Consider the following 10,990-nt stretch of genomic DNA (forward strand, 5'->3'; position numbering starts at 1 on the left):
CCGTAGCGGCGGCCACTGACAGCGCCGGGCCGGTGGCGTTCGCTTGTGCACGCCGTTTACCGCTATCGGTGCGGAATGTGTGGCTCCTGTCCCCTTTCGAGGGAGAGAGTCACCCGTACGGGTTAAACCTGCGGCTGCAGGGCGGACGAGGGCGCACCATCCGCCTACCGTCGCCGGGATGATGACGAGCAGGCCCGAGCCCCCCACGCATGCCACCGGCGCGCACCGCGCATCCCGCCGTGCGCCGCGCGCGGCCCAGCCCCCGGTCGTCGAGCCCGTCGAGCATGCCCCGCACAGCGGGCGTCCCGCAGCCGGCGGGGCGGAGGACACCAAAAGCGCCGGAAGCGCCGGGAGCCCGGCCGCCCTCGTCGACCACCCCGCCCTCGTCGACCGGCCCACCCTCGTCGAGCAGCACGGCCCCGCCGCCCGGTCCGGTCCCGCCACCCCGACCGGCCTCGTCGAGGGCCTGCCCGAGCGCTACGAACCCCACCTCGACGGTCTGTTCACCTACTGCCTGTCCGTCCTCTGCGACCACGACGCCGCCGTCGCCGCCCTCGGCGAGATCCTGGCCCTCGCCGAGCGGCGCACCGACCGCGCCCCCGCCGCCGAGGAGGCGCACCGCGCCTGGCTCTACGCCCTGGCGCGCTGGGAGTGCCTGCGCCGCCTGGCCGAGCGCGGGGCGGGCACGGGCCCCGGCCCCCGGCCCGGCGAGCCTGCTCCGGACGCCGACTCCCGGGCCCGCGCGGAACTGGCCCTGCTCGCCTGGCCCGAGGCCGCCGGCACCACTGCCGAGCAGCGCGAGGCCCTGGAGCTGGCCGTCCGGCACGGTCTCGCCCCGCACGAGGTCGCCGCCGTGCTCCGCCTGGACCACGACGCCGCACGCACCCTGCTCTCCAGTGCCGCCTGCGAGGTCGAGCGCACCCGCACCGCGCTGGCCGTCGTGGAATCCGGCCGCTGCCCGGTCGTCTCCCGGTTCGTGGGGGAGACGGAGGTCCTGCTGGGCGCGGCGCTCCGGCGGGAGCTCGTACGGCACGTGGACGAGTGCGCCGACTGCCGCCGCACCGCCGAGCGGGCCAACGCCGGCGAGCCCTGGCCCGGCACGGCCGCCTCCACCGCCGCCCTGCCCGTCCTGGAAGCCCCCCGCGCCGCGGCGCACAGCGCCCTCGCGCACGCCCTGAGCGCCCGCCCGCAGCGCCGGCGCGCGGCCGCCCGCGCCACCCCGCGCTTCGACCGCGGCGGCTTCCCGCTCGCCCCCAAGGACCGTGCCGCCCGGCGCAGCCGCCTGCGCACCCGGGCCGTGACCACCACCGTCGTCGCGACCGTCGTGGCCGCGCCCATCCTGGCCCTGTGGGCCGCCTACCGGGGCGGCCCCGAAGGACAGGGCGCCGCCTCCGTCTCCGCCACGGAGACGGACAGCCTGGGCGGCGGCTCGCAGCAGGGCACGTACGACGACCCGTACGCGGCCCCGTACGGGCCCTCGGGCGCCACCCACAGCTCCACCGGAACGGGCACGCCGGCGCCGGCGACCGTGGGTCACCGCTTCTCCGAGGTCTCCGTCGCCGTGATCGGCCCCGACGGCCGGCCGGTGCCGGTCGCGGCTCCGCCCGTGGTGGGCGCCACGCCCCCGGCCGTGGCAGGCGCAGCGCCGCTGCCCGCGGCTCCCGGGCGGGTGACGGGCCCCGGCCGGCTCACGGTCGAGGCGCAGCCCAGCGGCACCGCCACGATCATCAAGCTGACCGCCAGTGGTGGCGAGCCGGTCAGCTGGTCCATGTCGGCCGACGCGCCCTGGCTGCGGCTGAGCCAGCCGGGCGGGGTGCTGTACCCGGGCCGGTCCGTGACGGTCACCGTGTACGTGGACCACGGCCGGGAGCCCGCGGGGCGCTGGAGCGCCCGCGTGGCCGTCGCGCCCGGCGGCAGCGTGGTGACGATCGAGGGCTGTGGCACCGCTCCTCAGCCGTCACCGTCGTCGGACCACCCGAGCACACCGCCCCCCTCCGCCCCCGCGCCGACACCCGCGCCGAGCCGCACGGGCGGCTGAGCGGGAAACGAGGAGGAGGAAGGGTAGAGAGGAAACGATCAGCGGGCGTCGGCCGGGTGCGGGGCCATCGGCAGCAGCGAGGCCATGCGCTCCTCGCACAGCTTCACCAGCTGCGCGTAGCCGTCCTTGCCCATCAGCTCGATCAGCTCCGCCCGGTACGACACGTACACCGGCTCGCCGGCGCCGTGCGCGGACCGCGCCGAGGTGCACCACCAGTGCAGGTCGTGGCCGCCCGGGCCCCAGCCGCGCCGGTCGTACTCACCGATCGTGACCTGCAGCACCTGGGTGTCGTCGGGCCGGTCGATCCAGTCGTACGTCCGCCGCACCGGCAGCTGCCAGCACACGTCCGGCTTGGTCTCCAGCGGCTCGCGGCCCTCCTTGAGCGCCAGGATGTGCAGCGCGCAGCCGGCGCCGCCCGCGAAGCCCGGCCGGTTCTGGAAGATGCAGGAGCCCTGCCAGCGGCGCGTCTGCCGCTCGCCGTCGTCCTCGTCGAGCTGCGTCCAGCCGGACTCCGTGCCCACGTCGTGGAACTGCCACATGTCCGGCGTCAGCCGTGCCACGTGCCCCGCGACGCGCTGCTCGTCCTCCTCGTCGGAGAAGTGCGCGCCCAGCGTGCAGCAGCCGTCGTCGGCGCGGCCGGCCTTGATGCCCTGGCAGCCGCTGCCGAAGATGCACGTCCAGCGTGAGGTCAGCCACGTCAGGTCGCAGCGGAAGACCTGGTCCTCGTCCGCGGGGTCGGGGAACTCGACCCAGGCACGGGCGAAATCCAGCCCGACCTCGTCCGGAACGGCGCCCTCGGACGCGCCCTTGCCCTTGGCCTTCTTGAGCACCTTGGAGGAGAGCTCATCGGCCTTGCCGGAGCTCTTTGTCTGGTTCTTCGAGGCTTTGTCCCGCGCTTTGTCCGGTTTGGCCTTCTTCGTCTTCGCCACCCCTCAAGCCTAAGTGCCCCCGGCCGCGGCAGTAGCGTTCAGGCCATGAGACTCGGTGTCCTCGACGTGGGCTCGAATACGGTCCACCTGCTCGTGGTGGACGCGCACCCCGGTGCCTGCCCCTTGCCCGCCCACTCCCACAAGGCCGAGTTGCGCCTGGCCGAACTGCTCGACAAGGGCGGCGCCATAAGCGACGCCGGCGTGGCGCGGCTGATCGCCGCGATCCACGAGGCCCAGCAGGCCGCCGAGGACAAGGGAGTCGAAGAAGTCCTCCCGTTCGCGACCTCCGCCATCCGCGAGGCCACCAACGCCGACGCCGTCCTCAGCCGGGTCAAGGACGAGACGGGCATCACGCTGTCCGTGCTCTCCGGCCCCGAGGAGGCCCGGCTCACCTTCCTCGCCGCCCGCCGCTGGTTCGGCTGGTCGGCCGGGAAGCTCCTCGTCCTCGACATCGGAGGCGGCTCCCTGGAGGTCGCCTACGGCCTCGACGAGGAGCCCGACGTCGCCGTCTCCCTCCCGCTGGGCGCCGGCCGCCTCACCACCGCGTCCCTGCCCGGCGACCCGCCCGACCCCCAGGACGTACGGGCACTGCGCCGCCACGTCCGCACGGAGATCGCCCGCGACGTCGGCCAGTTCACCCGCAACGGCCGCCCCGACCACGTGGTCGCCACCTCCAAGACCTTCAAACAGCTCGCCAGGATCGCCGGCGCCGCCCGCTCCGCCGAGGGCCCCTACACCCAGCGGATCCTCGCCCGCACGTCCCTGGAGGAGTGGGTGCCCAGGCTCGCCACCATGACCGTCAAGCAGCGGGCCGCGCTGCCCGGCGTGTCGGAGGGCCGGGCGAGGCAGCTGCTCGCGGGCGCGCTCGTCGCCGAGGCGGCCCTGGACCTGTTCGGGCTGGACGAGGTGGAGATCTGCCCCTGGGCGCTGCGCGAAGGCGTCATCCTCCGCCGACTGGACCACCTCCCCACGGTGTGACGCGTGCCCCGCTTGCGGGACCACCTGCCCGCCGCCGCAGGGGCGGGCATACGCTGTCCCTCGTGACAGAGCCAGTGGTGCGCATTCCGGATGCGAAGGTCGCGCTGTCAACGGCATCGGTCTACCCCGAGTCGACGGCGACGGCCTTCGACATCGCCGCACGCCTGGGCTACGACGGCGTCGAGGTCATGGTGTGGACCGACCCGGTCAGCCAGGACATCGAGGCGCTGCGCCGCCTCTCGGACTACCACCAGGTGCCCATCCTGGCCATCCACGCCCCCTGTCTGCTGATCACCCAGCGCGTCTGGTCCACGGACCCCTGGGTCAAGCTCCAGCGCGCCCGCACGGCCGCCGAGAAGCTGGGCGCGACGACGGTCGTGGTGCACCCGCCCTTCCGCTGGCAGCGCTCGTACGCCCGGGACTTCGTCCGCGGCATCTGGCGCATGGCCGGCGAGACCGACGTGCGCTTCGCCGTCGAGAACATGTACCCCTGGCGCTACCGCGACCGCGAGATGCTCGCCTACGCCCCCGACTGGGACGTCACCAAGGACGACTACCGCCACTTCACCGTCGACCTCTCCCACACGTCGACCGCCCGCACCGACGCCCTGCAGATGATCGACCGGATGGGCGACCGGCTCGCCCACATCCACCTCGCCGACGGCAACGGCTCCGCCAAGGACGAGCACCTCGTCCCCGGCCGCGGCAAGCAGCCCTGCGCCGAGCTGCTGGAACGCCTCGCCGTCAGCGGCTTCGACGGCCACGTCGTCATCGAGGTCAACACCCGGCGGGCCATGTCCGCCGCCGAGCGCGAGGCCGACCTGGCCGAGGCGCTCGCCTACACCCGCCTGCACCTCGCCTCCCCGACGGGCGCCCCCCGGCGATGACGGACACCCCGGGGGCCTCCGGCACCCCCGGCCCGGCCCCGCGGGCCCGCAAGCGCGGCCGCCCCGCCCGCACGGACGCGGACGGCGGCCCCGGCGCCCGCGAGCGCATCCTCGCCGCCGCCCGCGCCGAGTTCGCCGGGCACGGCTACGACAAGGCGTCCATCCGGGGCATGGCCAAGGCCGCCGGCGTCGACCCGGCCCTGGTCCACCACTACTTCGGCCCCAAGGAAAAGATCTTCGCGGCCGCCGTCGAGACGGCCTTCACCCCCGCCCTCGGCGCCGCCGACGTCCTCGTCGAGGGCGGCCCGGAGGACCTGGGGGAGCGGCTGGCGCGCTTCGTCCTCGGCGTGTGGGAGGCCCCGGCCACCCGCGAACCGGTGCTCGCGGTCCTCCGCTCGGCCATGGCCAACGAAACCGCCGCCGCGGTCTTCCGCGACCTGATCAGCACCCGGATCATGGCCCGCGTGGCCGGACAGCTGGAGGGCCCCGACCCCCGGCTGCGCTCGGAGCTGGCGGCGGCGCACCTGGTCGGGGTGGCCATGCTGCGGCACGTCATGAGGATCGAGCCCCTGGCGTCGGCCGACCTGGAACAGGTCATCGCCATGACGGCTCCGGCGGTGCAACGCCACCTGACGGGCGGCTGACCGCCGGAGGCGGGGGCGAGGCCCGGACGAGCGCCCGGGGCCGGCGCGGACATCCATCGCCGCGGGGCCGGCGCGGACATCCATCTCACATCGCGGAAAACCTGTCCGTACCGTGGGCGTCCGGCGTAGGCTCGAAGGTCCAGAACCAGGATTTCGAGGAGTCGAGCAGGATGCCCGAGCTGAGGTCCCGCACTGTCACCCACGGCCGCAACATGGCGGGCGCCCGAGCCCTTCTGCGGGCCGCGGGCGTAGCGCGCGAGGACTTCGGCAAGCCGATCATCGCGGTGGCCAACAGCTTCACCGAGTTCGTGCCCGGTCACACCCACCTCCAGCCGGTCGGCCGCATCGTCTCCGACGCGATCAAGGCGGCGGGCGGTGTCCCGCGCGAGTTCAACACCATCGCCGTCGACGACGGCATCGCCATGGGCCACGCCGGAATGCTCTACTCGCTGCCCTCCCGCGACCTGATCGCCGACTCCGTCGAGTACATGGTCGAGGCCCACTGCGCCGACGCCCTGATCTGCATCTCCAACTGCGACAAGATCACGCCCGGCATGCTCATGGCCGCGCTGCGCCTGAACATCCCCGTCGTCTTCGTCTCCGGCGGCCCCATGGAGGCCGGCCAGGCCACGCTCGTCGACGGCACGGTCCGCAAGCTCGACCTGATCAACGCGATCGTCGACTCGGTCAACGAGAACGTCTCCGACGAGGACGTCCTGCGCATCGAGGAGAACGCCTGCCCCACCTGCGGCTCCTGCTCCGGCATGTTCACCGCCAACTCGATGAACTGCCTCACCGAGGCGATCGGCCTGTCCCTGCCCGGCAACGGCTCCGTCCTCGCCACCCACACCGCCCGCAAGGCCCTCTACGAGAACGCCGGCCGCACGGTCGTGGAGATCACCAAGCGCTACTACGAGCAGGACGACGCGTCCGTCCTGCCGCGCAACATCGCCACCCGCGCCGCCTTCGACAACGCCATGGCCCTCGACATCGCCATGGGCGGCTCCACCAACACGATCCTCCACCTGCTCGCCGCCGCCCAGGAGGCCGGGCTCGACTACGACCTCACGGACATCGACGCCGTCTCGCGCCGCGTCCCGTGCCTGGCCAAGGTCGCCCCGAACGTCGCCCCCGGCGGCACGTACTACATGGAGGACGTGCACCGCGCCGGCGGTATCCCCGCCATCCTGGGCGAGCTCTGGCGCGGCGGCCTGCTCGACGAGGACGTCCACACCGTCCACTCCGCCTCGCTCGCCGAGTGGCTCAAGACCTGGGACGTGCGCGGCGGCTCCCCCTCCGCCGAGGCGGTCGAGCTCTGGCACGCCGCCCCCGGCTGCGTCCGCTCCGCCACCGCCTTCTCGCAGTCCGAGCGCTGGGACACCCTCGACGTGGACGCCGCCGGCGGCTGCATCCGCTCCGTCGAGCACGCCTACTCCAAGGACGGCGGCCTCGCCGTCCTCAAGGGCAACCTGGCGGTCGACGGCTGCGTCGTGAAGACGGCCGGCGTCGACGAGTCGATCTGGACCTTCGAGGGCCCGGCCGTCGTCTGCGAATCGCAGGACGAGGCCGTGGAGAAGATCCTCTCCAAGGGCATCAAGGAGGGCGACGTCGTCGTCATCCGCTACGAGGGCCCGCGCGGCGGCCCCGGCATGCAGGAGATGCTCTACCCGACGTCCTTCCTCAAGGGCCGCGGCCTGGGCAAGGCATGCGCCCTCGTCACCGACGGCCGCTTCTCCGGCGGCACGTCGGGCCTGTCCATCGGCCACGCCTCACCGGAGGCCGCCGCGGGCGGCACCATCGCGCTGGTGCAGGACGGCGACCGCATCCGCATCGACATCCCCAGCCGTTCCATCGAACTGCTGGTCCCCGAAGCCGAGCTGACGGCCCGCCGCGAGGCGCTGGGCGGCACGTACGCGCCCAGGAGCCGCGACCGCAAGGTCTCGGCGGCGCTCAAGGCGTACGCGGCCATGGCGACGAGCGCGGACAAGGGCGCGGTGCGCGACGTGAACCGGCTGAACGGGCTGTGAGGCGGTCGAACGGGCTGTGAGGCGAGCGGTGGAAGGGGTGGGGAAACCCGCTCCTTCCACCGCTCGCCTCTCCTCTGTCGCTTTACCGCTCTACCGCCACCCGGCGGGATTGGCCCCGTTCACGGCGAAGACGGTCCCGTCCGGCGCCGCCCCGAACACCTTCCCGTCCGCCACCACCGGCGCCGGCAGCAGCTCCAGCAGCCCCCGCCCCGCCCGCGCCAGCCGCGGCGACGTCGTCCCGAGCAACGAGCCCCGCGCCGTGTCCACGGCCAGCAGCCGGCCGTCGGCCGCCGAGAAGTACAACCGGTTCCCGTCCGCCGCCACGAGGGCCGAGGCATTGGCGACGGAGGTGTCGAGCCGCCACAGGGCGACGGAACCGCCGGCCTCCTTGCCGGACGCCTCCCTGCCGGTGTCGAACGCGGTCAGCCCACCGTCGACGGACAGCACGTAGACCGAGTCGCCGTGCGAGACGACGCTCGTGGCCTCCAGAGGAGCGGAGAGCGGCACCCGCCGCTCCCGCCCGATCCCCGGCGCGTACCGCACGATCGCCGACACCCGCGTATGGGAGTCGCTCTCGGTCAGATGCAGAACATCGTGCGGCCCGCGGCCGACGGCGGTCAGGTTCCCGGCCCCCGTCCACTCCCACAGCGTCGTGCCGCGCACGGCGTCGACGGCGACCACCGCCGTCCGTCGCCCGTCGGGCGACGGAGCCACCGCATACGCGGGCCCGCTGCCGTAGAAGGAGAAGACGGGCTTGATGCCACCGGGCAGCGGATGCCGCCAGCGCTCGCGGTTCGTCCCCCCGTCGACGGCGGTCACCGTCCCGTCCGCCGCGACCAGCAACACGGTGTCGCCCGCGTGATAGACCCGCCCGCCGTACGCAGACACGTCCCGTGTCCAGCGAGGCTCACCCGTGGCGGGATCGAGCGCCGACAGCTCGCGCTTGTCCGGCGAGAGCGCGTGGATCAGCCCACCGGACACCACGGGCGCACTCGGCGCGCCCCCACCGGGCCGCTGCGCGGTGGCCGTCCGCCGCCAGGCCACCTTGCCGCTGACGGCGTCCATCCGCGCCGCGTGCACACCGCGCGCGGAGCAGTAGAGGGCACCGGACGCGTACGTGCAGAAGCCCGCCCGCACCTCGCCGTTCCCGGCGGCGTCCGCCGGCACCGACGTCTCCCACGGCTGCCAGGCGGCGCCGGCGGGGTTGGGACGCGTCTGCAACGGGTGCCGCGTCAGGCCGTCCACCCGGTGCACCGCCCAGGTCGCCCCCGCCCCGAGAGCCACGACGGCCGCGGCGGCGACGACGAGCCAGCGGGCCCGGGGCAGCCGAGAGCGAAGGGGGCGACGGGGGGCAGCGTCGGCCGCGGGCGAAGAAGACACGGGAGAAGAAGAGGGGAGCGGAGCCGGAGACGACTCCGCATCCGGGGCCAGGGCCGGGGCCGGGACAGCGGCTCCGGATGCCGCCACCGACGATGGCGACGGCGACGGCAGCATGCCCATGATCTCGTCGGGAGTCGGCCGGTCCGCCGGCGCCTTCGCCAGGCAGGAACGAATCAGCGGCACCAGGTCGTCCGGCACGCCCGTCAGTTCCGGCTCGTCGTGCACCACCTGGTACGCGACGATGTACGGACTCTCCGACTCGAACGGCCCGCGCCCCGTCGCCGCGTGCACCAGCAACGACGCCAGCGCGAACACGTCGGCCGCCGGCCCCACCTCGCGCGGCCGCTGGAACTGCTCCGGCGCCATGAAGGGCGGCGTGCCGATCAGCTTCCCCGTCTCCGTACGCAACTCGCTGGCGAGACCGTGCGGGCGGGAAATGCCGAAGTCGATGACCTTCGGACCGTCGTCGGCGAGCAGGACGTTGCTCGGCTTCAGATCCCGGTGCACGACGCCGGCCCGGTGGATGTCCCGCAGCGCCTCGGCGAGCCCCGCCGTCAGCCGCCGCAGCTCGTCCGCGCCCAGCGGGCCGTTCCGCTTCACGCGCTCGGAGAGCGTGGGACCGGGGATGTAGAGGGTGGCCATCCACGGCCGGTCGCCGTCGGGGTCGGCATCGACCACGGAGGCCGTGAACGCACCGCTCACCCGCCGCGCCGCCGCGACCTCCTGCCGGAACCGGGCCCTGAACTCGGGGTCCGCCGCATATTCGGCGTGCACCACCTTCACCGCGAGCCGCAGCCCCGAGGCGCTGCGGGCCAGGTGCACCACGCCCATGCCGCCGGAGCCGAGACGCGCTTCCAGCCGGTACTGACCCGCATACTGCGGATCGTCCGCTTCCGGTCCCGTCCCGGCACTGCGCAGCGGCGGCATGCCCCCCACCCCCGTGTCACCCATGTCATCCGGCCGCTTCCGGCGGCAGCCTGCGGAGCCTAATCGATGGGGCGGGCGGCCCCCGGGAGGCGTGCCGGGCGTTGCTAGCCTGCGCATGTCATTCACCTCACGGGGGAGAGCACCATGACGTACTACGCGATTGCTCCGGGACATCAGGTCAACGTCCGCCGGGGCCCGAGCACCGACAGCGAGCTGGTCAAGGTCCTCCCGCAGGGCTCCAGCGTGCCGATCCGCTGCCAGAGCCGGGGGGAAACCGTCTCCGGTCCGTGCGGCACCACCGACATCTGGGACTGCATCGCACCGGGCCAGTACGTGTCCGACGCGTACGTGAAGACGGGCAGCAGCGACTTCGTCGCCGCCCGCTGCTCGGGATAATCGACGCATGAGTGACGAGCACCAAGCGGCGAGCGGCCCCCGGCCGGAGCCGATCCGTTTCTTCGGCACGACATGGGTCGACCACGGTGACGGCTACGCCCTGCGCCGTGCCGGCGTCGCGGCCGGCTCCCTGGCGGCAGCGGCGGCGGGCGCGTTCCTCCTGCGCCTCGGCTACGAGGGCCTGGCCATCGCCAATGTGGGTGGCGTGGTCAACGCGATGGTGGTCATCGGATTCGCCGTATGCAGTGCCATTGCGTTCCGCCGCACCTGGGAGCGGTTCGTGCGGCGCCCGGACGCGGGGTCCAGGGACGAGGCGGCGGAGCGCTCGATGCACAGCCTGATGATGATCGGCTTCATCGGCACCCTGCTCGCCTACTTCTTCCGCTGCCTCGTCGAGGCCCCCGGCGAGAGGCTCCACCGGGCGGAGTACGAGGAGGCCCGCACCCGGCACGAGCGCCGCCGCACGACCCGCACGGGCAACCCGGCGGCGAGGACGCGCAAGGGGCGGCGCAAGCACCCCTGAACCTCGTGTAGAGTTCTCCGAGTTGCCACACGGCAGCACCCCACTACTGCAGCGCCCCTCAACGGGATGCATTTCGGCCTGCCGAAATGCGGAACGGACTTCGATTAGGAGTCACCGGGGAAATCCGCTAAAGTAGTGATCACGCCGGAAGGCGCGGCAGTAAGAAATAGCCGCTCCACGGCGGACCCCGCTCCAACAGGGGGCCGGAAACGGAATCCGAACCGGAAACGGAACGGAAAACGGATCTGGTAAGGTTGGAAA

At 73.5% G+C, this 10,990-nt stretch carries 9 protein-coding genes; 7 read left to right on the forward strand and 2 right to left on the reverse strand.

From position 1 onward, the window contains the following. Positions 1–178: 178 nt before the first annotated feature. Positions 179–2,038, forward strand: a complete 1,860-nt coding sequence (locus tag IE182_RS27110; RefSeq protein WP_190112581.1) for a BACON domain-containing protein — start codon at positions 179–181, stop codon at positions 2,036–2,038. Positions 2,039–2,076: 38 nt separating this feature from the next. Here the strand turns inward: IE182_RS27110 and IE182_RS27115 are convergent, their stop codons facing one another. Then, positions 2,077–2,868, reverse strand: coding sequence for a DUF3109 family protein (locus tag IE182_RS27115; protein WP_229845146.1), 792 nt, complete (start codon positions 2,866–2,868; stop codon positions 2,077–2,079). A 144-nt stretch (positions 2,869–3,012) separates the two neighbouring features. Here IE182_RS27115 and IE182_RS27120 point away from each other — a divergent pair, with 144 nt between their 5' ends. From IE182_RS27120 to ilvD, 4 genes are all read left to right on the forward strand, one after another. After that, positions 3,013–3,945, forward strand: coding sequence for a Ppx/GppA family phosphatase (locus IE182_RS27120; protein ID WP_190112583.1), 933 nt, complete (start codon positions 3,013–3,015; stop codon positions 3,943–3,945). A gap of 62 nt (positions 3,946–4,007) precedes the next feature. Beyond that, positions 4,008–4,832: a sugar phosphate isomerase/epimerase family protein gene (locus IE182_RS27125; protein ID WP_190112584.1), complete on the forward strand. Its 825-nt coding sequence runs from the start codon at positions 4,008–4,010 to the stop codon at positions 4,830–4,832. Continuing rightward, a complete protein-coding gene (locus tag IE182_RS27130) occupies positions 4,829–5,476 on the forward strand; it encodes a TetR/AcrR family transcriptional regulator (RefSeq protein WP_190112585.1) in 648 nt (215 codons plus the stop codon). Before IE182_RS27125 ends, IE182_RS27130 begins: the two co-directional genes overlap by 4 nt. Positions 5,477–5,646: 170 nt before the next feature. Beyond that, positions 5,647–7,503, forward strand: coding sequence for a dihydroxy-acid dehydratase (ilvD, locus tag IE182_RS27135; protein WP_190112586.1), 1,857 nt, complete (start codon positions 5,647–5,649; stop codon positions 7,501–7,503). Positions 7,504–7,593: 90 nt separating this feature from the next. Here ilvD and IE182_RS27140 read toward each other — a convergent pair whose 3' ends face one another. Next, on the reverse strand, positions 7,594–9,810 hold the full coding sequence (locus tag IE182_RS27140) for a serine/threonine-protein kinase (RefSeq protein WP_190112587.1): 2,217 nt from the start codon (positions 9,808–9,810) through the stop codon (positions 7,594–7,596). 120 nt (positions 9,811–9,930) lie between these two features. On the opposite strand from IE182_RS27140, the gene IE182_RS27145 reads away from it, so the two are divergent. Together IE182_RS27145 and IE182_RS27150 are read left to right on the forward strand one after the other, a co-directional pair. Continuing rightward, complete coding sequence (locus tag IE182_RS27145; RefSeq protein WP_225660738.1) at positions 9,931–10,206, forward strand: hypothetical protein; 276 nt, start codon at positions 9,931–9,933, stop codon at positions 10,204–10,206. Positions 10,207–10,213: 7 nt separating this feature from the next. After that, entirely contained in the window at positions 10,214–10,729 is a 516-nt protein-coding gene (locus tag IE182_RS27150; RefSeq protein ID WP_190112589.1) for a hypothetical protein, read from the forward strand. Positions 10,730–10,990: the final 261 nt, after the last annotated feature.

This window comes from Streptomyces cinnamoneus (genome assembly GCF_014650495.1).
Taxonomy (GTDB): Bacteria; Actinomycetota; Actinomycetes; order Streptomycetales; family Streptomycetaceae; genus Streptomyces; species Streptomyces cinnamoneus.

Excerpts from the sequence above, each read along its gene's own strand:
- IE182_RS27110 (WP_190112581.1), top strand. The coding sequence starts at position 179 with ATGATGACGAGCAGGCCCGAGCCCCCCACGCATGCCACCGGCGCGCAC.
- IE182_RS27120 (WP_190112583.1), top strand. The coding sequence starts at position 3,013 with ATGAGACTCGGTGTCCTCGACGTGGGCTCGAATACGGTCCACCTGCTC.
- ilvD (WP_190112586.1), top strand. The coding sequence starts at position 5,647 with ATGCCCGAGCTGAGGTCCCGCACTGTCACCCACGGCCGCAACATGGCG.
- IE182_RS27150 (WP_190112589.1), top strand. The coding sequence starts at position 10,214 with ATGAGTGACGAGCACCAAGCGGCGAGCGGCCCCCGGCCGGAGCCGATC.
- IE182_RS27140 (WP_190112587.1), bottom strand. The coding sequence starts at position 9,810 with ATGCCGCCGCTGCGCAGTGCCGGGACGGGACCGGAAGCGGACGATCCG.
- IE182_RS27130 (WP_190112585.1), top strand. The coding sequence starts at position 4,829 with ATGACGGACACCCCGGGGGCCTCCGGCACCCCCGGCCCGGCCCCGCGG.